This window comes from Mesorhizobium sp. M0615, assembly GCF_040320805.1.
Lineage (GTDB): Bacteria > Pseudomonadota > Alphaproteobacteria > Rhizobiales > Rhizobiaceae > Mesorhizobium.
The window spans coordinates 195,703-217,249 of the sequence record NZ_JAMYQI010000009.1 but is presented as its reverse complement, the minus strand read 5'-3'; the positions used below and the strand labels follow the sequence as shown (position 1 = coordinate 217,249).

Sequence of the window (21,547 nt, the reverse complement as noted above, 5' to 3'; positions counted from 1 at the left end):
ATGGAACTGGGCGAAGCGCGCGAGGTGAGGACCACCTGCCCCTATTGCGGGGTGGGTTGCGGCGTGCTGGCGAAAGTCGCCGCCGGCGGTGTACTCCGCGTGCCCGGCGCCCCCGACCAAACCGCGGACATAGGCCGGGGCTGCTCCAAGGGCTCGGCCCTGGCCGAAACCATCGACCTCGACGGCAGGCTGCTCTACCCCGAAATCCACGGTCGCCGTGCCGGCTGGGACGAGGCGCTCGACCGCGTCGCTTCGACCTTTTCGCAAACCATCGCCGAGCACGGTCCTGACTCCGTCGCCTTCTATGTCTCCGGCCAGTTGCTGACCGAAGACTACTATGTCGCCAACAAGCTGATGAAGGGCTTCATCGGCTCGGCCAACATCGACACCAATTCGCGGCTATGCATGGCCTCCTCGGTTGCCGGCCACCGCCGCGCCTTCGGCTCCGACACCGTGCCCGGCACCTACGAGGATCTCGAGCTCGCCGACCTGATCGTGCTGGTCGGCTCCAATCTCGCCTGGTGCCATCCCGTGCTCTTCCAGCGCATCGCGGCGGCCCGGGAAAAACGACCGGAGATGAAGGTCGTGCTGGTCGACCCGCGCCGCACCATGACCGCTGATATCGCCGACATTCACCTGGCGATCGCGCCGGATGGCGACGTTGCTTTGTTCACTGGTCTGCTCGCCTGGCTCGGCCAGCACAACGCACTCGACCGCGCTTACATCACCGCCCACACGACCGGCTTCGGGCAAGCGCTCTTCGCTGCCTCGAAACTCGATCTTGCCGGCGTTGCCGCCGCCACCGGCTTGAGCGAAGAGGAGCTTGCCCGCTTCTATAGCCTGTTTGCCACCACCGCAAAGACAGTGACGGTCTACAGCCAAGGCGTGAACCAGTCGTCTTCGGGCACTGACAAGGTCAACGCCATCATCAACTGCCATCTCGCCACCGGCCGCATCGGCAAACCTGGGGCAGGACCGTTTTCAGTGACCGGCCAGCCCAACGCCATGGGCGGCCGCGAGGTCGGCGGCATGGCCAATATGCTGGCCGCCCATATGGAGATCGAAAACCCCGAGCACCGCGACCGCGTGCAGCGTTTCTGGAATGCGCCGGCCGTCGCCTCAAAGCCCGGTCTGAAGGCGGTCGAGATGTTTCAGGCGATCGCCGCTGGCCGCATCAAGGCATTGTGGATCATGGCCACCAACCCGGTCGATTCGATGCCGGACGCCGATGCCGTCGAGGCAGCGATCAAGGCTTGCCCGTTCGTCGTGGTGTCGGACGTGCTGGCGAGCACGGACACCGTGCGCCACGCTCATGTGCGGCTGCCTGCCGCCGCATGGGGCGAGAAGGACGGCACCGTGACCAATTCAGAGCGCCGCATCTCGCGCCAGCGCAGCTTTCTTGCGGTGCCTGGTGAGGCGCGGCCGGATTGGTTGATCGTCGCCGAGGTGGGCAAGCGGATGGGGTTTGACGAGGCGTTTTCCTATTCGTCGCCAGCGGAAATCTTCGCCGAACACGCCGCGCTGTCGGGGTTCGAGAATGACGGCGCACGGGATTTCGATATTGGTGGTTATGCTGGTGTTGATAAGGAGGCCTATGCAGCGCTTGAGCCTTTCCAATGGCCGGCGCCGAGCCCAGCCATCCCCCTCTGGCCTGCCGGCCATCTCCCCCGCAAGGGGGGAGATCAGCCGTCGCCTCGGCCTTCGCCAATTACCAACGATGCAGAAGATATGCCGGCGTCAAAGCTGCCAATCTCCCCCCTTGCGGGGGAGATGTCCGGCAGGAGAGAGGGGGGTGTTCAAGCGGGACTTGACCCTTCCAACACCCGCTTCTTCGCCAACGGCAATTTCTACAATCCCGACCGCAAGGCCCGCTTCATCGCCATTCGTCCCATCGTCGAGACACGCACCAGCCCGGACTATCCGCTGATCCTCAACACCGGCCGCGTTCGCGACCATTGGCACACAATGACCCGCACCGGCAAAAGCCCACGTCTCTCCCAGCACATGGCCGAGCCCTTCGTCGAGATCCACCCGGCGGATGCCACGCATCACGGCATTGGCGACGCCGACATCGTGCGCGTCTCCAGCCCGCGCGGCGATGTGCTGGTGCGCGCGCTGGTGACGGCACGCCAGCGCCAGGGGAGCGTGTTTGCGCCGATGCACTGGACTGACCAGTTTTCGGCAAAAGGCCGGCTCGACACGCTGACCGCGCCTCTGACCGATCCGGTTTCCGGTCAGCCTGCGCTGAAACATGTCGGCGCCCGCATCGAGAAGTTCGCCGCGAGAGCCTTCGGCTTCGCCGTGGTGCGCCGCAAGCCGGTGGCGGTCGCAGCAGATTACTGGGCCGTGGCCAAATGCAAGGGCGGCTGGCGGGTGGAGCTTGCCTTTGCTGACGACGACATCGACTGGGCTGGTTTTGCTGGTTCGCTTTTCGATGTTCCCGTAGCCGATACGCTCGCTTATCACGACCGCGATACCGGCCAGCATCGTATTGCTGCCTTCGACGACCAGCACCTCGCCGGGGCTTTGTTTATCGCGTCGGGACCGGTGGCGGTTTCGCGGGGTTGGGCGGCACAGCAACTCCAGGAGGTTCACACCAGCCAGCGCGAACGCTTCAGGATCGTCGCCGGTCGCGCCGGCGCCGATCGGCCCGATTCGGGCGCGACCGTCTGCTCCTGTTTCAGCGTCGGGGTCAACCAGATCGCGGCGGCAGTGGCAGCCGGGTGCGCGACAGTCGAAGCCATAGGCGGCGCCCTGAAGGCCGGCACCAATTGCGGCTCCTGCCGGTCCGAGATCCGGGCGGTCATCCAGGCCAATCGGGTTCAGGCTGCGGAGTAGATGCGGCTGGACGGGGAGGGGATCTGAAGATACCCTCTTGGGCCACCAAGGCCATCGATTGCGGAAGGTGGTGGCGGTCCTTTTCGGGCCGCTATGAGCGCGCCGGCAGGGGGATCACCTGGCTTGGCTGTCTAATCCAGCCGGTCGCGCAGGATGCTCCAGGGAAGCAGCATATTCGGCGCATAGCGCACGAGGCTGTGCAGCGGGATCGGCGCTGGCGGCGCGAAGGGGAGCGGCAGATATCGGGCGTCCGTTCCGCTCGCCCAGTCCGCCAGAACTTTGCCCATTGCCGTGGTCATGGCGATGCCGCGGCCGTTGCAGGCGAAGCCGGCGATCAGGCCCGGGCCGAGGTCGATGAGACGCGGCAGGAAATCCGGCACCACCGCCGCCACGCCTGTCCAGCTGTAGGCAAGCGGCGGCAGGTCAGGCAAATCGAGATGCCTGGCGAGCCGTCGCCAAATCGTTTGCGGCAAGCGCGTCTCGGCGCCGGCGCCGACGACATGCATGCCGCCGCTGATCAGCCGGTTCTGGCCATCGAAGCGGCAGGTAAAGAGATTGCGCCTGGTGTCGCCGACGCCCTGGCCGCCCGGCAGCAGGCGCGCTCGTATGGCGCGCGGCAGCGGCGCGGTGGCGATCTGGAAGATTTTCAGCGGGATATAGGTCCGCGCCAAGGTCGGGTTCAGCTCTCCACCATAGGCGTTGGTGGCGACCAAGACCTTGCCCGCTCGCACAGTGCCGGACGCCGTCTTCAAGGCCCAGCCATCCGGAGTGCGGTCGATGGAAGTGACACGCGTCTGCTCGAAGATGCGCGCTCCTGCCTTTTCCGCGGCATCTGCCAGGCCGCGTGCGTACTCGACCGGATTGAGGACACCGCCCGAGTTATCCATCCAACCGCCGGCGTAGCCGCCGATACCGGTGAGCGTCGTGACCGCCATGGCATCGAGCGCAACGGTCGGCCTGCCCCGCGCCGCCCATTGCTCGGCGCGCGATCGCGTCTTTTCCAGCGCGGCGGACGAATGCGCCGGCTGGATCCAACCATTCTGCACAGCGTCGCATTCGATGCCGTGCCTCTTGATCAGGCCGAAGACGAGATCAGCGCTGCCGGCGGCGAAGTCAACCAGGCGCCCGCCGCGCTCGGGTCCGAGTTCGGTGATGATGTCGTCTGGATCCCGCTTGGCGAAGTTCGGAACGACGAAGCCGGCATTCCGGCCGGTCGCACCCCAAGCGATGAATTCGGCTTCGAGGACCGCGACCGAAAGCCCTTTCTCAGAGGCATGCAATGCCGTCGACAGGCCGGAAAAGCCGCCGCCCACAATCGCGAGATCGACGTCGAGTCCGCCTTGCAGCGCGCCCCGGTCGCGGCGGTTGCGGCTGACGGCATGCCAGAGCGAAACGCCATACGCTTGCTGCCGGATCATGGCATTCATGATCCGGCCTCGTTCTCGTTGGCCGCCGCCTTTGTCTGTGTGCCGGGCTTCGGACGGCGCGGCCGGTCGCCGAACAATCCGTTAGGCCGGATCAGCAGGATGACGCAGAGCATGACGCCGATGGCGATGATCTGCAGTGAGGCCGCGCGTGCTTGCTGCTCGGGCGCAAACAGCACGCTGGTCAGCGTGCCCGACCCCGCCCATATCGCCCAGACCAGGATGCTGCCGGCAACGGCGCCGGCATTGCTGCCCGAGCCGCCGACGATCAGCATCACCCAGACCTGGAAGGTCAGGATCGGCAGATAGTTATCGGGCGCGATGAAGCCGGTGAAATGCGCCTGCAAAGCGCCGGCCAGCGCCATGATAGCGCCGCCGACGGCGAAGGCCTGGACGCGGTAGAAGCGCGCGCTCTTGCCCAGCGAAATCGCCGCTCGCTCGTCCTCGCGCAGCGCCTTGAGCACGCGGCCCCAGGGGCTGCGCGACAGGTGCTCCAGAGCGAGATAGGCGATCAGCGTCACAGCCGAAACGACGGCGAGGTTCGACAGGTTGAACAGCAGCGGCGTTTCGGCAAGGCCGCCGAACGGGCGCGGGATGAAACCGATGCCGAACGGGCCGCCGGTTGTTTTCTGCGCGTTGAGCGCGACCAGCTGCACGACGACGGCGACGCCGAAGGTGGTGATTGCCAGGTAGTCGGATCGCAGACGCAGCGTGGCCATGCCGGTAAGTGCTGCGGCGATACCGCCGACGACCATGGCGCCCGCCCAGCCGACCAGGATCGGCAGACCGAAGCCGCCGAAGCGCGCGGCATCGTCCGGGGTCGTCAGCAGCGCCGATGTATAGGCGCCGATGGCGACGAATCCGGCAAGGCCGACATTGAAAAGGCCAGTCAGCCCCCACTGCAGATTGAGCCCCAGTGTGACCAGCGAAAAGATCAGTGCGGTGGTCAGGAAGAAGGCGCCGTAGCCGAGCAGGTCCATCAGCGTTCCCTCACACCAAACAGGCCGATCGGCCGAACGAACAGCACCGCCATCAGGATGATGAAGGAGATTGCGGCGCGCCATTCGGCGCCGATCAGCTGCACCGCACCGGCTTCGGCAAGACCGATGATCAAGCCGCCGAGCACAGCGCCCGGAATGCTGCCGATGCCGCCGAGGATGGCTGCTGCAAACATCGGCAGCAGCATGTCGAAGCCCATGAACGGGCGGATCTGCACCAGAATGCCGATCATCACGCCGGCCACGCAGGCCAGCGCCCCGCCGATGATCCAGGTGACACGCACAACGGAGGCAACGTCGATACCGACGATGCGGGCCAGCGCTGCATTCTGGCTCAGCGCCTGCATGGAGCGGCCGGTCTGCGTGCGTGTCATCAACAGATGCACGCCGAGCACCAGCACTGCGGTCAGCAGCAGCAGCGCGATCTGATCGGGCGTGATGCGGATGCCGAAGCCGACCGGCATGGCGATCTGGATCGCCCGGCTGAAATAGGTCGGGCGTGAGCTGAAGGTGAATTCGAGCAGGCTGCGCAGCGCCATCGAGGCGCCGAAGCTCGCCATCACCACGATGATGGCTTGCCCCTGCGAACGCAGCCGCGAAAACAGCACCTTGTCGAGCAACAGCGCCAGCAGGGCGGTGAAAGTCATGCCGACAACCAGCGCAACCAGCAGCGGCCAGCCGAAAGACAGCGGTCCAATGGGCGCCACCTTGCCGAACATCGCGCCGATGGCGCTGACGACGGCGAGCGTCGCATAGGTTCCCCAGGCCATGAAGTCGCCATGGGCAAAATTCGAGAAGCGCAGGATCGAATAGGTCAGCGTCACGCCGATGGCGCCAAGTCCGATCATCGAGCCGGTCAGCAACCCATCGACGACAAATTGCAGGCTCATGCCGCGCCTTCCTTGCCGGCGTGAGACGGGCGTTGGCCGAGATAGAGTTCGGCGACGACAGGATCGTTCCACAATTCGGACGCCACACCCTCGTGCCGGTCCTTGCCTTCGACCAGCACATAGGCGCGGTCGCCGATGGCCAGCGCTGCCTTGGCGTTCTGTTCGACCAGCAGGATGGTGACGCCGGACCTGCGGATGCCGGCCAGCATCTCGAACACCATCGATACGAATTTCGGCGACAGGCCGGCCGACGGCTCGTCGAGCACCAGCACCTTGGGATGGACGATCAGCGCGCGTGCGACGGCGAGCATCTGCCGCTGTCCGCCCGACAGATTGCCGGCGGCGGTGCGGCGCTGGCGGACGAGGTCGGGGAAGGCCGCATACATTTCCTCGATGCGGGCAGGGATTTCGCGTCGCTCGAGGATGCCGCAGGCGACTTTCAGATTGTCCTCGACCGACATCAGCGGAAAGATGTTCTCCGTCTGCGGTACGAAGGCGAGGCCGAGCCGGACCATGGTGTGGGCGGGCGCGGCGGTTATGTCCTTGCCGTCCAGGAACACCGCGCCGCCGGTGATCGGGACAAGGCCGGCGATCGCCTTGATGAAGCTCGACTTGCCGGCGCCGTTGGGGCCGAGCACGACGACGATCTCCCCCTTGCTGACGGTGATCGAGGCGCCGCGCACGATCGGCACGCCAAGCTCATAGCCGGCTTCGAGGTTGCGCACGTCGAGGACGGTCTCGTTCATGTGGCGCCCCCGAGATAAGCCTCGATGACGCGCGGGTCGCGGGCGACTTCCTCTGCCGTGCCTTCGCTGAGCAACTGGCCGCTCGCCATGACCAGCACGCGGTGGCAGAGCCGCGTTACCATGTCGATATTGTGCTCGATCAGCAGGAAGGTGATGCCGCGCGCGTTGATGTCGCGGATACGGTCGATGATGATCTCGAGCAGCGTCGCGTTGACGCCGGCCGCCGGTTCGTCGAGCAGGATGATCGCCGGGTCGGCCATCATGACGCGGGCGAGTTCGAGCAGCTTGCGCTGGCCGCCGGAAAGCACGCGTGCCGGCTCGTGCGCGAGATGGGTGAGAGTGACCAACTCCAGCAGCTCGAGCGCCTTTGTCCTGGCAGCCCTTTCTTGTGCCGCGACCCGACAAGGCGTGACGAAGTTGGCGAGCAATTTTTCGCCGGCTTGGCCCTGCGCCGCCAGCATGATGTTTTCGATCAGCGTCAGATTGGGCAGGGGGCGCGGGATCTGGAAGGTGCGGCCAAGACCACGGCCGATACGCAGATGAGCGGCTTCGCCGGAGACGCGCGTGCCATTGAGCAGGATATCGCCGCTGGTTGGCAATATGCTGCCCGCCAACAGATCGAACATCGTCGTCTTGCCGGCGCCATTCGGCCCGATCAGGCCGAGGATTTCGCCCGCTTTGACATCAAACGAGACATCGTTGACGGCGACAAGGCCGCCAAAACGCCTGACGACGTTTCGTGCCGTCAGAACCGGCGCACGGGTCTCCTGCCGTTGGCGCTCCGCTGCATCGCTCATCAAACCCTCTGGCCGAAGACGATCGTTGTCGCCTCCTGATTTTGATTTGTGATCACACTTGCTTTGATCACGCTATTCGGCTTTAATTCCATTCGCAAGCCGAAAACGGGGCAAATGCCGGTAATGCAGAAGGCTGCCATCGAAAAGAACAACGAGACGATCGCAGCCCAGCTTACGCCGGTCGGCCGCGAGACCGTGCAGGATCGCGTCTATTCCGAGCTGCGCCGTGCTCTGATCGGTGGCCTTTTCGAGCCGAACCAGGTGCTGACCATCCGCGGTCTTGCCGATGCGCTGGTCACCTCGACCATGCCGGTACGCGAAGCGCTCGGCCGGCTGATCACGGAAAAGGCGCTGGAGGCGCTGCCCAACCGTTCCGTGCGCGTGCCGCCGATCACGCTGGAGCGCATCGACGACCTCCTGCGTGCCCGCTCCCTCATCGAAGGCGAAGCGATCGCGCTTGCCGCCAGGCGCATGAGCCCGCGCCAGATCGCATCGATCGAAGCCATGCTGGGCGAGTGGGACGAGATGCGGGCCCTGAAGCACAAGAAGGATATCGATCGCGAAGCGACGCTCAACCAGAGCTTCCATTTTGAGATCTACCGCTGCTGCGGCTCGGCTGTGCTGATCCCGATGATCGAAAGCCTCTGGCTTCAATCGGGTCCCTGCATCCGCGTCGCCATCTATGCCTTCTCCGAGGCAGGCGAGGTTGATACCGCCCACTATCATCGTCGAATTGTCGCGGCACTTGCCAAACAGGATGCGCAAGCGGCGCGCGAGGCGCTGGTAGCCGACATCAGCCGCCCCTTCGCCTTCCTGCGCGACAAACTTCAATCGGCGAAGGACTGACATGACCAAGCCCGCCATCGGCATCACAGAACCACGCTCGAAGCTTTCCGTGACGGCGCTGCTATTGCCCGAAAAGGCGCCGGAGAATGCCGCCTTCCTGCTGGCGTATCTGGCGCAGCCACGCATCATCCCAGGCATCCATGCGATGTGGACAGGACCGGAAATCTCGTGCCCGGTTCCGTCAGCCGATCTCCAGGGCCAGGCCTATGCCCAGCCTCTGCCACCGGAGAATGCAACGCTGACGCCGCAGCCCGGCGATATCGTGCTGTCCTATGTGCCGCCACGCGTGTGGGGCGGCAATCCCAATGCCATCTTCGATATCGGCCTGTACTACGGGCAGGGGGCGCGGCTGCTGTTCCCGATCGGCTGGCTGGCCGGTAGCGTGGTCGCGCACGTGCTTGCCGGAGAGCGCGATCAGTTTGCCGCCGCCTGCGGCGTCATCCGCCGCAACGGCGCCTGTGACATCACCTTCAGCCTGGTGGAGGCCTGAATGGCCGACGACAGTTTCGAACTCTTCGATCTGCGCGTCGAAGCGGTCATCCCCGAGGGCAGGCCGGTCTATTGCGGCGCCAGGGCCGGCGACTATTTCGAACTCAAGGGCGAAATGCTGTCGCTGCCGGCGGGGCAGGGTTTTTCGATTTATTCGATCTCCGCCGTGTTGCCGCTCCTGGCGGCAAAGCAGCGCCCGACGCATGCAAATGACTGGATGACCTCGGATGCCGAGATCGCCTGTCCCGATCCCAATTGCGCCAGCCGGCTCCGCATTGTCAGGATTGCCAAGCGGCGGTTCAGCCATGCCGAAACCACAGCGGTGCCGCTGCCGAAGGAGACCGACAAAAGATGAGCGCCAGGACGATCGAACTCAGCCCCGGCTATACGATCTCGCGCGTCATCCGCGGCGGCTGGCAGCTCGCCGGTGGCCATGGCGCCGTCGACCGCAGCCAGGCGGTGACCGACCTGATCGCCACTTTCGATGCCGGCATCTGGACCTATGATTGCGCCGACATCTACACCGGCGTCGAGGAACTGATCGGCGCCGCGCGCCTGCGGCTGGCGCGCGATCGCGGTCTCGATGTTGCGGCCAGGATGAAGGTGCACACCAAGCTGGTGCCGGACCTCGAACGACTGGCAAGCATCAGCCGCGACTACATCAGGGGCATCGTCGATCAGTCGCTTCGCAGGCTGAAGACGGAGCGGATCGATCTCGTGCAGTTTCACTGGTGGGATTATGACCAGCCTCGTTACGTCGAGGCGATGGGTTGGCTCGACGAGCTTCGGCTGGAAGGCAAGGTGCGCAATCTCGGCACCACCAATTTCGATACGCCGAGGCTAGCCGAAATCCTCTCCGCGGGCATCCCGCTGGTCAGCCAGCAACTGCAATATTCAGTGCTCGACCAGCGGCCGGCAAACAGCCTTGCGGGTCTTGCCGCTAAGAACGGTGTCCGCTTCCTCTGCTACGGCTCGGTGGCCGGCGGCTTCCTCAGCGACAAATGGCTTGGCGTGGCCGAGCCCTCCACGCCGCTCGAAAACCGCTCGCTGGTCAAATACAAGCTGATCATCGACGACTTCGGCGGCTGGGAGCTGTTCCAGTCCCTGCTCAAGGCGCTGAAAGCGGTCGGCGATCGCCACGGCGTCGACATCGCCACCATCGCCTCGGCATGGGTGCTCGAGCAGCCGCAGGTCGCGGCCGTCATTGTCGGTGCGCGCAACCAGGCACATGCGCTGGCCAATACGAAAATCATGGACGTCGCGCTCGACGCCGACGATCGCGCGCGGATTGCTGCCGCCATCGCACAAGGCACCGGCCTCGCGGGCGATGTCTACACGCTGGAGCGCGACCGTCACGGCCGCCATGGCTCGATCATGCATTACAACCTCAATGCGGGGAAGAAATGAGCGGAGAGCCTTCCCTTTTTTCGCGTGCCAGCGCTGAAATCATCGACCTGCATCGCTTCTTCGTCGACTGGTTTGTCGCCGCGCGAGCCGACGCTGTGGAGTTCGGCCGCTTCGAGGCTGTCATGGGCGAAGGCCTCACCATGGTGGCGCCGAATGGCCAGATCCTCGATCGCGACGCGGTCGTAGATCATGTCCGGACAAGCCGCGCCACTTGCGACGACGGTTTTGCCATATCGATCGAGGACATCAGGCCGGGTTGGCAGGACGCGGACACGATCGTCATCTTCTACATCGAGGCGCAACTGCGCGCCGGCAAACACAGTCGCCGGCAGTCCAGTGCGGTCTTCACCACCAGTTCATCGGCACCAAACGGCGTCGAATGGCGGCATCTGCATGAGACCTGGCTGCAGGCGCCGGAAGGCTGAACAGGCAAAAGTTCAAACAAGAAAAGGGGAACGGCAATGAAGAAGACGATACTTCAAATCACCACAGCACTGGCTCTCGTGACGATGGCCGGCGCCGCACACGCAGCGGACTGCAAGATCACCGTCGGCCTGGTCATGGAGCTCACCGGTCCGGCCGGCGAATACGGCCAGGCCGGCGCGAAGTCCGTCGAAATGGCCTTCCGCGACATCAATGAAGCCGGTGGCGTACGCGGCTGCGATCTCGCAACCGACACGCGCGACAGCCAGAGCCAGGGCAATATCGCGGTCGATGCCGCGACCCAGCTGGTACAGGTCAAGAAGGTGCCGGTGATCATCGGCGGCATCATCTCCTCGGTGTCGATCCCGATTTTGACCTCGGTCACCGGGCCGGCCAAGATCGTGCAGGTGTCGCCGGCTTCGTCCTCGCCGACGCTGACCGCCCTTGGCCGCGACGGCAAGACCAACGGCATCTTCTTCCGCACCATCACGTCGGATGCGCTGCAAGGCGTGGCCGCCGCCAAATACGCCATCGACAAGGGCTTCAAGAAACTGTCGATCATCCATGTCAACAACGACTTCGGCGTCAACATGGTGGCCGAATTCTCGCGTGCCTACAAAGCGCTCGGCGGCACCATCGTCTCCGACACGCCCTATAATGAAAAGCAGTCGAGCTATGCTTCGGAAGTGACGGCGGCGATGGGAGGCGAGCCGGACGGACTCTACCTCGTCAGCACGCCGGTCGACGGCGCAACGGTCGCCCGCACCTGGATATCGCAGGGCGGCGTGCAGAAATTCCTGCTCAATGACGGCATGAACAGCCCGGACTTCATCGAATCCGTCGGCGCCGATTATCTGAAGGATGCCTATGGTACCTCTTCCGGCACCAGCCCGACGGCATCCACCGACTATTTCCTGAAAAACTACAAGGAGTTTTCGGGCATCGAACCGTCGAACCCGGCAGCCGACCGTTCCTATGATGCCGGCGCCATTGTCGGTCTCGCCATTGCCATTGCCGGCTCCGAGGATCCAGCCAAGATCAAGGATGCCATGTACAAGGCGGTCGATCCTGCCGGCACACCGATCTATGCCGGCAAGGACGAGTTCGCCAAGGCGCTCGGCCTGATCAAGGACGGCAAGCCGATCCGCTATGAAGGCGTCATCGGTCCGGTCAGCTTCGACAAATATGGCGACATCACCGGTCCGTTCCGGCTGTGGAAGATCGTCGACGGCAAGGTGACGACCGACGGTGAAATGACAACCGACGACGTCAACGCGCTGCAGGCGAAATTGCAGTAGGCGCCGGTACATTGTCCGGCGCGATCTCCGTTCGATCTCTGGGAGATCGACGCCGGACAAGCAGTCCAACATCGGCGCTAGTTACGCGGTCAAGCGCGAAATCAGCCGGGTCAATATAACGACAGGCGGCTGGCCGGGCATGAAGACCTGCGGATTGGAGAGGGCGCCGACGATATGACCCACATAGTCTGATTTGTCGTAGCCGATTGACGATATCGGGTAGGCGTCGAAATTGGTCAGGGACACATTGTCGAAGCCATAGAGGCGGAAGCGGCTGGGCCGGTTGTCGGGGAAATCCGCCCGGCAGACATCCAGAACACCCATGGCCATCGCGTCGGACGTACAAAAGACCGCATCGGGACAGCCGCGTCCCGTCAGGCCGGCGGCTGCCGCATAGCCCGACTCGTAGGAATAGTCTCCCTGGACCGTCTGCAGCAGTTCAATTCCATGATGCCGGAACGCTTCGAGGTAGTGGCCGATGCGCAGCTGTTCGACCCGCGAGGACGAACGGCCGGTCAGCAGGCTGGCCGTGCGCGCGCGCTTGGCCGCCGCATCCGCCACGGCCTCGACGATGCCGACGCCTTCATCGGGAATGATTGTGGGTGACAGATCGTCATGCAGTCCGTTCAGCATGATGACCAGGTCCGAGCGAAACATGCGCCGCACCGTCGCTGCATCGGCAAAGTCGGAGAACACCACGGCGGCATCGACATGATAGGCAACGCCGTTGCGCAGAAAATCCTCGACCCCTTCCGCCGAGCCGATGCGGATGAGGATGACCTGCTTGCCGATCGACTGGATTGCGTCGAGCAGCCGGTCGAACAGGTCGAGATCTGAAAGGTCGTGAATGTGGTTGACCACGACGGCAACCAGATTGACGGTCTTGGTGGTCAGGCTTTGCGCCAGGAGATTGGGTTTGTAGCCGAGCTGCGCGGCGGCCTGCACGACACGTTCGCGTTTGTCCGCCGAGACCGGTCGCGGTCCGCTCGACAGCGCACGGCTGGCCGCGGCACGCGACACGCCTGCCAGCCGCGCGACATCGGCGATCGTTGCGACGGCGCCTCGAGTGTGCGCCGATCGGTTAACGGTAGTGGGTGTCACCACAGCGGGTTGAGCGCCGGCGGGTTGGAGTCCGGGCCCCACCACTTCTTGTAGGTCGTCTCATAGGTGCCCGACTGGATGAAGTCGGACACGAACATGTCGAGCCAGCGGACGAATTCGGGATCGCCCTTGGCGACCGCGATGCCGATCGGATCGTTGGAATAGAGGCCAGGCAGCGTCACCAGGCTCGGTGTCTTGGTTGCGAGGTAATCGAGCAGCGAGGAATCCTCGATCGCCGCATCGACGCGCTTCTGTTGCAGCTGCAGAACCCCGTCGGGCGCGAACTGGTCGACATAAACGAGCTCTGCGTCCGGCACGGCTGCCTTGAGGAAGGTTTCGCCCGTGGTGCCGCGGCCGACGACAACCTTCTTGCCCGCGAGCCCCTTGAGGTCGGTTATCCCGGCATCCTTCTGGACGATGACGCGCAGCCCGGCCCGGTTGTAGGGGATGGTGAAGTTGACGGTCTTGGCCCGCTCGAGCGTTGCCGAGGTGTTTGCGACCGCGACATCGATCTGTCCCGACACCAGCATGGAAATACGCGCATCGCCCGAGACGTCGACGAACTCGACCGGCACGCCGAGCTTTTGCGCCAGCAGCGTCGCGACATCGACATCGTAGCCGACAGGGTTGTTTTGTGCATCGCGAAAGCCGATCGGCTCGCCGCCGAGCGATACGCCGATGCGAATGGTGCCGCGTGAGCGGATGTCGTCAATCATGCCGGCAAGGGCTGGAAATGCCGAACCGGCCACGATGGCCAGCGCGGCGAAGGCACGCAGTACGGTCTTCATGGTTCCTCTCCTTATTTTCAAGTGACGCGTCTTGCCGCCCGCAATTCGGGTGCGGACATGGAATCCTTCCAGAGCCAGTAGCGGACCTCGCCCTCGCATCTGAAATTCACCACCTCGTGGTTCTGCTCGGCGTCGACGGCGTGGATGACCACTCCGGCCAGGAAGCCGGTGTCGAGTTCAGCCAGTTCCTCGACCGCCAGCGCGACCGCATCCGACAAGGATCGGCCAAGCTTCATGGCCAGCACGACGGTCCGTGCGGTGGCGCAGCGCATCGTCATCTCGCCGGTATGGGTGCACGCCGCCGCGCCATAGCGGCTGTCGGCGTAAAAGCCTGCGCCGGGAATGGGAGAATCGCCGAGCCGGCCCGGATATTTCCACGCCCAGCCCGAGGTCGAACTCGCGGCATGGACGCCGCGCCGCGCATCCGCCGACAGGAAGACGGTGGTGTCGCGGACCCGCTCGGGATCGGTGATAGTACGGCTGAGCGGCGCCAGATCGATATCGGGGAATTTCGCCAGCTGTTGCGGTGTGAGTTCCTGTTGCAGCCGCTCCCACCAGACGCGCTTGCTGTCCTCGAACAAGACTTCGTCTTCGGCAAAACCGATTTCGCTGGCAAAGCGCCGCGCCCCTTCGCCGGTCAGCATCACATGCGGCAGGCGCTTCATTACCTGCTGCGCCAGGGCAGCGACCGCCAAGGTCCTTGGCACGGCGCCGACTGAACCGACCTCTCTTGTATTGCCGTCCATGACGCCGGCGTCGAACTCCATCTCGCCCAGCATGTTCGGCCAGCCGCCATAACCGACGCTGCGAACCTTGACCTCTTTCTCCACCATGCCGATGCCGGCAACCATCGCGTCCAGGCTGACGGCGCCATCGCGCAGCATTTGCACCGAGGTTTCGAATCCCGGCCATGCTTCGTTGTTGGCTAACAGCAGCATTCCTAGTCCTTGCGCATCCTGGAGAGAAACTGCGCAACCCGCGGCTGCGCCCGGCCGCCGTCCGCGGCGAAGAAACGATCCGTTGGCAGATCGACCACCAGCCTGCCCTTGTCGAGGAAGACGATGCGGTTGGAAATCTCGCGCGCGAATTCGATCTCGTGGGTGACGAACAGCATCGTCGTGCCTTGCGCGGCGAGCTTTGCCAGGATGGCCAGCACCTCGGAAGTCATTTCCGGGTCGAGCGCGCTGGTCACTTCATCGAGCAGCAGATAGCGCGGCTGCATGGCGAGCGCCCGGCAGATGCCGACACGCTGGCGCTGCCCGCCCGACAACTGCGCCGGGTAGGCGTTGGCCCGATCGGCGAGGCCGACGGACTCGAGCAGCTTGCGCGCCAGCGCCTCGGCCTCAGGGCGCGGCATCTTCAGCACCTCGATCGGGGCGAGCGTAATGTTCTGAAGCGCGCTCATATGCGGATAGAGGTTGAACAGCTGGAAGACGGTGCCTGAGCGCTTGCGCGCCTCGGCCAGCTCCTTCGGCTTGCTGACATCGAAATCGTCGACCGTGATGCGGCCCGACTTCAGCTTTTCGAGGCCGTTGATGCAACGGATCAGTGTCGACTTGCCGGACCCCGACGACCCGAGGATCGAGACCACTTCGCCGGGCGCGATCGTCAGGTCGACGCCGTCCAGCACAGTGACCTCGCCGAACGCTTTGTGCACGTTTTCGATCTTGAGCATGTTAAAGCCCCCGCCAGGCGCTGTGCGCCCGCAGGCGGTTTTCAAGACGCTCGCCAAGCAGGGCGACCAGCTTTGCCGCGCCATAGTAGAGCAGCCCGACGACGGTCCAGACCGCGAACGGCTTCAAGGTTCGCATGTTGAGGATGTGGCCAATCTTGGTCAGGTCGACGACGCCGATGACAGAAATCAGCGACGTCACCTGAAGCTGGTTGACCAGCAGCGCGACGAGCGGGCCGACCGCGAAGGCGGCAGCCTGGGGCGAAACGATATGGCGCAGGACCTGCCACCGGGTCAGGCCGAAGACACGCGCGGCCTCGACCTGCTCGCGTTCGATCGACTCGATCGCCGAGACCGCGATGACATAGACGAATGCCGCGGTGTTCGCCGACAGAGTGATGGTCGCTGCGGTGACCGGCGTCACCCTTATATGCAACAGCGCCGGCAGGCCGAAGAACACCAGGAACAGCTGCACCAACACCGGCGAGTTCTTCAACAGCTCCGACAGGAAGGTGACGACCTGGGCCAGAACCGGCACACGGTAGAACCGCACCAACGCCCAGCTCAGGCCAATCAGCAGTCCGATCAGAGAGGTGACGAGAAACAGCGCGATGTTGGTGCCGAGACCTTGCGCCAGCAGGATCAGGTCGTAGGAGGTGAAGTCGCTGAACCGCATCAGTCGACCGCCTCCATCATGTCCCGATTGAGATGGCGGTGGAGCAGGGTGACGCCCAGCGAGACCAGATAGGTCAGGGCCGCATAGGCACAGAGCAGCACCACATAGACCTCGAAGGGCCGATAGGTCTGCGAGACCACGATCTGGGCCGAGCCGGTGAGCTCGTTGAGCGTGATGGTCGAGAGGATCGAGGACGTAAGGATCATGTTGATGAGCACGGATCCGAGCGGTCGCACGGAGGTGCGCAGCGCAATCGGCAGCACGATGCGGGTGAAGATCTTGCGCCTGGACAGGCCGCTCACTTCAGCGGCGTCGATGATGCCCTGGTCGATGGCGAGGATGCCGGCGCGAATGATGTCTGAGGCATAGGCGCCGCCGGCAATGGAAAGCGCCACGACGCCGGTGGTGAAGGCGTCGATGTAAATGCCGAGCTCGGGCAGGCCGTAATAGAAGAAGAACAGCTGGACGATGAACGGCACATTGCGGAAGAGATCGACATAGACGAAGGCGATCCGTCGAAGCAGTGCCGAGGCGGAGGTGCGTGCGATCGCCACCAACGCGCCCATGACGACGCTTCCTACCAGCGACAGCGCGCAAGCCGCGGCCGTGAGTTCGGCGCCGCGCGCCAGAAAACCCAGATTCGGGAGCAGAGTGGACAGATCGAAATGCACCGGCGGTCCCCAGTGAAACCGGTTTCACTCTTTTGGCTTTCGCCTCGTCTGTCAAGATGCAGGGTCTGGTTGCCGGCCTGTGGATTGCATTCGTTGCGATGATTCCGGTTCGCCTCATGCGCGCTATGTCTCAAGCGCCGGCAATTCGCCGCCGGCTTTCAGCTTGACGACGCCGCCTATGCCAGCCGCGCGTCGCCGCAAACCTTCGGCCATGGCGGATGGGGCGGCGCCCTCGGTTTTGCCGGTCCCGGCGCCGGCGTCGGATTCGGCTACGTCACCAACCCCATGCTGGGTTCGACGACTCCACGCCGCAAGGTGTTGATGATGCCGTTTACGACGAGCTCTGACGTAGGGGCGTTATGTGCGGATATTCGGGTTCCACATGGCGTCCGGCACGATCACCAGCTTGCCGACGAAATCCTTGGCGATGAAGTCGGCCTGCGCCTTGTGGAAATCGGACAGTTTGTAGACACCGCCGACCAGCGGCCGGATTTTCTTCGCTTCGATGTATCCAACGATGCGGCGGAAGTCGGCGCGCGTCCCCTGGCTCGATCCGTGCAGTTGCAGCTGCTTCAGATACATGGTCCGGAGATCGAGCTGCACAACCGGACCGGCAATCGCGCCGGCGGTGGTGTAGCGGCCTTCGGGCCTCAGGATGCGCAAGAGGTCGTTGAAGATCGCGCCGCCGACGAGATCGGCGACCACATCGATCGGCTGGCCGCCAGTGGCTTCATTCACGGCGGCGGGAAGATCGGCAACCCCACGGGTAATAACCGCTTCGGCGCCGATGTCGCGCACCGCCTGCTCCTTGCCCTTGCCGACGACGGCGTAGGGAATGGCGCCGCGCGCCCGCGCCAGCTGCACGATGCCGGAACCGACGCCGCCCGAGGCGCCGGTGACCAGCACGCGTTCGCCGGCTTTCAGCCCGGCGCGCTCCAGCATCTGTTCGCCGGTGAGGTAGGCGCAGCAGAAGGTGGCGAGTTCGACGTCGCTCATGTCAGTATCGACGAAATGCGCATTCTCGCCCGGCACCGTCTGGTACTCGGCGTACCCGCCGTCGCGACCGTGGCCCATATAGTCAATGTCGGCGAGGGAATCGTCGTCGCGGTTGTAGATCGAAAAATCGACCATTATCCGTTCGCCGATACGGCCCGGGGAAACGCCTTCGCCGACGGCAGCGATGGTGCCGACCGTGTCGGTCCCCTGGATGCGCGGGAAGGTAAGCGTGTTGCCTTGCCGCCGCCACGTCGACACGGCGGCAGCGTCCTCCTCCGTGCCATAGGCGCCCTGGCGTACCCAGACATCGGTGTTGTTCATACCGCAAGCGCTGACCTTAACCAGCACCTCGCCGGCGGCAGGCACAGGCACTTTCACATCGCTGCGATAGACGAGCTTTTCCGGTCCGCCATGCCCGGTGAGCAGCACGGCGGCCATGGTGGCGGGGAGGGTCTTGGTCATGGCATTCATGGGTCGATCTCAGAGATTGGAAAACACGCTGTTGACGGCATCGGCGGTTTTCGAAACGACGATGTCGGCTTCCTCACGCGTCAGGCAGAGCGGCGGCGCGAAGCCTAGTATGTCGCCCTGCGGCATGGCGCGGCCGATGACGCCGCTGGCGGCAAGTGCTGTCGCCACTTGCGGCCCGATCTTGAGCGAGGCGTCGAAGAACACCCGGTCGTCCTTGTCGGCGACAAATTCGACCGCCGCCAGCATGCCATCGCCGCGCACGTCGCCGACGTGTCTGTGCCCGCCGACAGCCTTGGTCAGTTCGGCGCGGAAATAAGCGCCGGTCTCACCGGCGTTCGTCACCAGGTTCAGTTCGTCGATCAGTTCGAGATTGGCGACACCTGCGGCGACGCAGATCGGATGCGCGGCATAGGTCCAGCCATGGCCGAGCGAGCCAAGCTTGTCGGAGCCCTGCACCAGCACCTGCCACATCTTGTCGGCAACGATGACGCCCGACAGCGGTGCATAGGCCGAGGTCAGGCCCTTGGCGATGGTGATCAGGTCCGGCTTGATGCCGTAATGGTCGGAGCCGAACATGGTGCCCAGACGGCCAAAGCCCGTCACCACCTCGTCGGCGACCAGCAGCACGTCATATTTCTTCAGCACCGCCTGGATTTTCTCCCAGTAGCGGGCCGGCGGCGGCACGATGCCGCCAGTACCGAGGATCGGCTCGCCGATGAAGGCGGCGACGGTTTCGGGACCTTCGGCCAGGATCATCTCTTCAAGCTTGTCGGCGCAATGCTGCGAGAACTGCTCCTCGCGCATCGAGCGGTCGGCGCGGCGGAAATAGTAGGGCGCTTCGGTGTGCAGGACCGGCGCGCGCGGCAGGTCGAAGGCGTTGTGGAACAGGTCGAGCCCGGTCAGTGATCCCGTCATCACGCCCGAACCGTGATAGCCGCGCCAGCGCGAGATGATCTTCTTCTTCTCCGGCCGCCCAAGCACGTTGTTGTAGTACCAGATCAGCTTGATGTTGGTTTCGTTGGCGTCCGAACCGGAGAGCCCGAAATAGACCCTGCTCATGCCCTTCGGCGCGCGGTCGATGATCATCTTGGCCAGCGTGATCGAGGCCTCGGTGCCGTGGCCGACATAGGCATGATAGTAGGCGAGGTTTTTCGCCTGGGTGGCGATGGCATCCGCGATCTTTTGGCGGCCATAGCCGACATTGACGCAATAGAGACCGGCAAAGGCATCGATGCTCTTCTTGCCATTGTTGTCCCAGACGGTGACGCCTTCACCGCCGGCCATGATGCGGGTCGGGCTCTCGCCTCGCGCATGCGTGCCCATATGGGTCGAAGGATGGAAGAAATGGTCGCGATCCCAGGCGTTGAGTTCGTTGGACTGGTTGAGCATTTTTGACTCCTTGAGGGATGGCCGGACGGACTATGCGACGTCCAGGCAGAGGTACTTCAGATCGGTGAAAGCTTCGAGCCCATGGCGCGAGCCTTCGCGACCGATGCCGGATTGCTTGACGCCGCCGAAGGGGATCGGCGCGCCGGTGATCTTGACGCGGTTGATAGCGACCATGCCGTAGTCGAGCGCGCGGCCCAGGCGCTGCTGGCGGGCGCCGTTCTCGGTAACGACATAGGCAACCAGGCCATATTCTGTGGCGTTGGCACGGGCGATCACTTCGTCCTCACTGTCGAACGGCGTGACGGCGGCGACCGGCCCAAAGGTCTCCTCGCGCATGATCAGCGCTTCGTCGCTGACATCGGCCAGCAGCGTCGGCTGGTAGAACAGCGGCCCGGCCTGATGCCGCTTGCCGCCGGTGAGACAGCGCGCGCCACGAGCGATGGCATCGGCGACCTGCTCTTCGACCTTTGCGACGGCACGCTCATGCATCAGCGGCCCGATGTCGATCTTGTCGGTAAGGCCGTTGCCGGTGCGCAGCGCCTCGATACGCCTGGCAAAAGCGGCACAGAAGCGATCGTAGATCGGGCGCTGGACGTAGATGCGGTTGGCGGCGAGGCAGTCCTGGCCGGAGGTGGCGAATTTGGCATCGATGGCGATGCTCACCGCCTTGTCCAGATCGGTGTCGGCAAAGACGATCAGCGGCGCGTGGCCCCCAAGCTCCATCACCAGCCGCTTCATCGTCGGCGCGCTCTGTGCCGCGATCAACCGGCCGATCTCCGTCGAGCCGGTAAAGCTCATGGCGCGGACGCGCGGGTCTTCGCACATGCGGCCGACGATGGTTGCAGCCCTTCCGGTGATGACGTTGAAGACACCGGCGGGGATGCCGGCGCGCTCGCCAAGTTCCGCCAGCGCCAGCGCCGACAGCGGCGTCTCGGATGAAGGATGCGCGACGATGGTGCAGCCGGCGGCAAGGGCGGCCGCCGCCTTGCGGGTCAGCATCGCCGCCGGAAAATTCCAAGGCGTGACGACGCCGACGACTCCGAGCGGCTCGCGCCTCACCATCATCTCGGCATTCGGCAGATGGCTGGTGACGCTCTCGGCATTGAGGCGCTTTGCCTCTTCGGCATACCATTCGACGAAAGAGGCGGCATAGTCGATTTCGCCGAGCGATTCCTGCAGCGGCTTGCCCTGTTCCAAAGTCATCAGCAGGGCAAGGTCGTCTTTCGCCGCGATGATCAGCTCGAACCATTTTCGCAGAATTCTCGACCGCTCCTGCGGCAGCAGTGACCGCCAAGCCGGGAAGGCACGCGCGGCGGCACCGATTGCCCTTGTCGTTTGCTGCGCATCGAGCGCGGCGACAAACGCGACCGTCGCGCCTGTGGCCGGATCGGTGACTTCAAAGCTTTCGGCCGCTTCGCTCGCGGTCCAATGCCCATCGACATAGGCAAGCTCGCGCAGCAGCCGGCGGTCGGAGAGGCGGTCGAGCGCCTCATGGCGATGCGAGCGGGCAAAATGCGCGGACATGGTCGAGGCCTCCCGGATCGGACGATGCGGGAAGACTATCGGTCACATGCAGACAGAGAGACTGTTTCGACGCCCTGAAGGAGAGAGAGTCTCTCTATTGTGC

Annotated in this window: 21 protein-coding genes; 7 read left to right on the top strand and 14 right to left on the bottom strand. The window is 64.2% G+C overall.

Features of this window, described 5'->3' with window-relative positions; all coding sequences use genetic code 11:
* Positions 1 to 2,838, top strand: a complete 2,838-nt coding sequence (locus NKI46_RS17950) for a molybdopterin-dependent oxidoreductase (RefSeq protein ID WP_352747192.1) — start codon at positions 1 to 3, stop codon at positions 2,836 to 2,838.
* A 131-nt stretch (positions 2,839 to 2,969) separates the two neighbouring features.
* Here NKI46_RS17950 and NKI46_RS17945 read toward each other — a convergent pair whose 3' ends face one another.
* The 5 genes from NKI46_RS17945 to NKI46_RS17925 are packed head-to-tail and all read right to left on the bottom strand — an operon-like array spanning position 2,970 to position 7,693.
* The gene (locus tag NKI46_RS17945; RefSeq protein ID WP_023682692.1) at positions 2,970 to 4,265 is read right to left on the bottom strand and encodes an NAD(P)/FAD-dependent oxidoreductase; all 1,296 of its coding nucleotides are present in this window, start codon (positions 4,263 to 4,265) and stop codon (positions 2,970 to 2,972) included.
* Positions 4,262 to 5,245 (bottom strand): branched-chain amino acid ABC transporter permease, encoded by a 984-nt coding sequence (locus tag NKI46_RS17940; protein ID WP_023682691.1) that lies wholly within the window; start codon positions 5,243 to 5,245, stop codon positions 4,262 to 4,264. The genes NKI46_RS17945 and NKI46_RS17940 overlap by 4 nt, the downstream gene beginning before the upstream one ends.
* Positions 5,242 to 6,150 carry a branched-chain amino acid ABC transporter permease gene (locus NKI46_RS17935; protein ID WP_023745643.1) on the bottom strand — a complete coding sequence of 303 codons (909 nt, stop codon included), beginning with the start codon at positions 6,148 to 6,150 and terminating at the stop codon, positions 5,242 to 5,244. Before NKI46_RS17935 ends, NKI46_RS17940 begins: the two co-directional genes overlap by 4 nt.
* Positions 6,147 to 6,896 (bottom strand): branched-chain amino acid ABC transporter ATP-binding protein, encoded by a 750-nt coding sequence (locus NKI46_RS17930; RefSeq protein ID WP_352460170.1) that lies wholly within the window; start codon positions 6,894 to 6,896, stop codon positions 6,147 to 6,149. The genes NKI46_RS17935 and NKI46_RS17930 overlap by 4 nt, the downstream gene beginning before the upstream one ends.
* The gene (locus NKI46_RS17925) at positions 6,893 to 7,693 is read right to left on the bottom strand and encodes an ABC transporter ATP-binding protein (protein ID WP_352460169.1); all 801 of its coding nucleotides are present in this window, start codon (positions 7,691 to 7,693) and stop codon (positions 6,893 to 6,895) included. Before NKI46_RS17925 ends, NKI46_RS17930 begins: the two co-directional genes overlap by 4 nt.
* A 123-nt stretch (positions 7,694 to 7,816) precedes the next feature.
* Here NKI46_RS17925 and NKI46_RS17920 point away from each other — a divergent pair, with 123 nt between their 5' ends.
* Genes NKI46_RS17920 through NKI46_RS17895 form a run of 6 tightly spaced genes read left to right on the top strand, consistent with a single transcriptional unit; the run spans position 7,817 to position 12,156 of the window.
* Entirely contained in the window at positions 7,817 to 8,539 is a 723-nt protein-coding gene (locus NKI46_RS17920; RefSeq protein ID WP_023686960.1) for a GntR family transcriptional regulator, read from the top strand.
* A gap of 1 nt (position 8,540) precedes the next feature.
* Positions 8,541 to 9,029 (top strand): DUF3830 family protein, encoded by a 489-nt coding sequence (locus NKI46_RS17915; protein WP_023738365.1) that lies wholly within the window; start codon positions 8,541 to 8,543, stop codon positions 9,027 to 9,029.
* Entirely contained in the window at positions 9,030 to 9,383 is a 354-nt protein-coding gene (locus NKI46_RS17910; protein WP_023738366.1) for a TIGR04076 family protein, read from the top strand. It abuts the gene before it with no gap.
* Entirely contained in the window at positions 9,380 to 10,435 is a 1,056-nt protein-coding gene (locus tag NKI46_RS17905) for an aldo/keto reductase (protein ID WP_023738367.1), read from the top strand. Before NKI46_RS17910 ends, NKI46_RS17905 begins: the two co-directional genes overlap by 4 nt.
* Positions 10,432 to 10,860: a hypothetical protein gene (locus NKI46_RS17900; protein ID WP_023667860.1), complete on the top strand. Its 429-nt coding sequence runs from the start codon at positions 10,432 to 10,434 to the stop codon at positions 10,858 to 10,860. The genes NKI46_RS17905 and NKI46_RS17900 overlap by 4 nt, the downstream gene beginning before the upstream one ends.
* A gap of 36 nt (positions 10,861 to 10,896) precedes the next feature.
* Entirely contained in the window at positions 10,897 to 12,156 is a 1,260-nt protein-coding gene (locus NKI46_RS17895; RefSeq protein WP_023692246.1) for an ABC transporter substrate-binding protein, read from the top strand.
* An 81-nt stretch (positions 12,157 to 12,237) separates the two neighbouring features.
* Here NKI46_RS17895 and NKI46_RS17890 read toward each other — a convergent pair whose 3' ends face one another.
* The 9 genes from NKI46_RS17890 to NKI46_RS17850 all read right to left on the bottom strand — a co-directional run bounded on the left by NKI46_RS17890 (position 12,238) and on the right by NKI46_RS17850 (position 21,444).
* A complete protein-coding gene (locus NKI46_RS17890) occupies positions 12,238 to 13,260 on the bottom strand; it encodes a LacI family DNA-binding transcriptional regulator (protein WP_023738368.1) in 1,023 nt (340 codons plus the stop codon).
* Positions 13,254 to 14,045 carry a transporter substrate-binding domain-containing protein gene (locus NKI46_RS17885; protein WP_023726283.1) on the bottom strand — a complete coding sequence of 264 codons (792 nt, stop codon included), beginning with the start codon at positions 14,043 to 14,045 and terminating at the stop codon, positions 13,254 to 13,256. The genes NKI46_RS17890 and NKI46_RS17885 overlap by 7 nt, the downstream gene beginning before the upstream one ends.
* 17 nt (positions 14,046 to 14,062) lie before the next feature.
* A complete protein-coding gene (locus tag NKI46_RS17880) occupies positions 14,063 to 14,983 on the bottom strand; it encodes an isoaspartyl peptidase/L-asparaginase (RefSeq protein WP_352460167.1) in 921 nt (306 codons plus the stop codon).
* 2 nt (positions 14,984 to 14,985) lie between these two features.
* Positions 14,986 to 15,720, bottom strand: a complete 735-nt coding sequence (locus NKI46_RS17875) for an amino acid ABC transporter ATP-binding protein (protein ID WP_023710015.1) — start codon at positions 15,718 to 15,720, stop codon at positions 14,986 to 14,988.
* Position 15,721: 1 nt separating this feature from the next.
* Positions 15,722 to 16,393, bottom strand: coding sequence for an amino acid ABC transporter permease (locus NKI46_RS17870; protein WP_023825949.1), 672 nt, complete (start codon positions 16,391 to 16,393; stop codon positions 15,722 to 15,724).
* Positions 16,393 to 17,064 (bottom strand): amino acid ABC transporter permease, encoded by a 672-nt coding sequence (locus NKI46_RS17865; RefSeq protein WP_352460166.1) that lies wholly within the window; start codon positions 17,062 to 17,064, stop codon positions 16,393 to 16,395. Before NKI46_RS17865 ends, NKI46_RS17870 begins: the two co-directional genes overlap by 1 nt.
* A 357-nt stretch (positions 17,065 to 17,421) precedes the next feature.
* Entirely contained in the window at positions 17,422 to 18,531 is a 1,110-nt protein-coding gene (locus NKI46_RS17860; protein WP_352460165.1) for an alcohol dehydrogenase family protein, read from the bottom strand.
* Between the two features lie 9 nt (positions 18,532 to 18,540).
* Positions 18,541 to 19,920, bottom strand: coding sequence for an aspartate aminotransferase family protein (locus tag NKI46_RS17855; protein WP_352460164.1), 1,380 nt, complete (start codon positions 19,918 to 19,920; stop codon positions 18,541 to 18,543).
* Positions 19,921 to 19,950: 30 nt separating this feature from the next.
* Positions 19,951 to 21,444, bottom strand: a complete 1,494-nt coding sequence (locus NKI46_RS17850) for an NAD-dependent succinate-semialdehyde dehydrogenase (RefSeq protein ID WP_352460163.1) — start codon at positions 21,442 to 21,444, stop codon at positions 19,951 to 19,953.
* Positions 21,445 to 21,547 lie beyond the last annotated feature (103 nt).

What these genes read in the sequence shown, in the direction of transcription:
- NKI46_RS17950 (WP_352747192.1), top strand. Translation starts at nt 1, where the DNA reads ATGGAACTGGGCGAAGCGCGCGAGGTGAGGACCACCTGCCCCTATTGC.
- NKI46_RS17945 (WP_023682692.1), bottom strand. Translation starts at nt 4,265, where the DNA reads ATGAATGCCATGATCCGGCAGCAAGCGTATGGCGTTTCGCTCTGGCAT.
- NKI46_RS17935 (WP_023745643.1), bottom strand. Translation starts at nt 6,150, where the DNA reads ATGAGCCTGCAATTTGTCGTCGATGGGTTGCTGACCGGCTCGATGATC.
- NKI46_RS17930 (WP_352460170.1), bottom strand. Translation starts at nt 6,896, where the DNA reads ATGAACGAGACCGTCCTCGACGTGCGCAACCTCGAAGCCGGCTATGAG.
- NKI46_RS17925 (WP_352460169.1), bottom strand. Translation starts at nt 7,693, where the DNA reads ATGAGCGATGCAGCGGAGCGCCAACGGCAGGAGACCCGTGCGCCGGTT.
- NKI46_RS17920 (WP_023686960.1), top strand. Translation starts at nt 7,817, where the DNA reads ATGCAGAAGGCTGCCATCGAAAAGAACAACGAGACGATCGCAGCCCAG.
- NKI46_RS17915 (WP_023738365.1), top strand. Translation starts at nt 8,541, where the DNA reads ATGACCAAGCCCGCCATCGGCATCACAGAACCACGCTCGAAGCTTTCC.
- NKI46_RS17910 (WP_023738366.1), top strand. Translation starts at nt 9,030, where the DNA reads ATGGCCGACGACAGTTTCGAACTCTTCGATCTGCGCGTCGAAGCGGTC.
- NKI46_RS17905 (WP_023738367.1), top strand. Translation starts at nt 9,380, where the DNA reads ATGAGCGCCAGGACGATCGAACTCAGCCCCGGCTATACGATCTCGCGC.
- NKI46_RS17900 (WP_023667860.1), top strand. Translation starts at nt 10,432, where the DNA reads ATGAGCGGAGAGCCTTCCCTTTTTTCGCGTGCCAGCGCTGAAATCATC.
- NKI46_RS17895 (WP_023692246.1), top strand. Translation starts at nt 10,897, where the DNA reads ATGAAGAAGACGATACTTCAAATCACCACAGCACTGGCTCTCGTGACG.
- NKI46_RS17885 (WP_023726283.1), bottom strand. Translation starts at nt 14,045, where the DNA reads ATGAAGACCGTACTGCGTGCCTTCGCCGCGCTGGCCATCGTGGCCGGT.
- NKI46_RS17880 (WP_352460167.1), bottom strand. Translation starts at nt 14,983, where the DNA reads ATGCTGCTGTTAGCCAACAACGAAGCATGGCCGGGATTCGAAACCTCG.
- NKI46_RS17875 (WP_023710015.1), bottom strand. Translation starts at nt 15,720, where the DNA reads ATGCTCAAGATCGAAAACGTGCACAAAGCGTTCGGCGAGGTCACTGTG.
- NKI46_RS17870 (WP_023825949.1), bottom strand. Translation starts at nt 16,393, where the DNA reads ATGCGGTTCAGCGACTTCACCTCCTACGACCTGATCCTGCTGGCGCAA.
- NKI46_RS17860 (WP_352460165.1), bottom strand. Translation starts at nt 18,531, where the DNA reads ATGAATGCCATGACCAAGACCCTCCCCGCCACCATGGCCGCCGTGCTG.
- NKI46_RS17855 (WP_352460164.1), bottom strand. Translation starts at nt 19,920, where the DNA reads ATGCTCAACCAGTCCAACGAACTCAACGCCTGGGATCGCGACCATTTC.
- NKI46_RS17850 (WP_352460163.1), bottom strand. Translation starts at nt 21,444, where the DNA reads ATGTCCGCGCATTTTGCCCGCTCGCATCGCCATGAGGCGCTCGACCGC.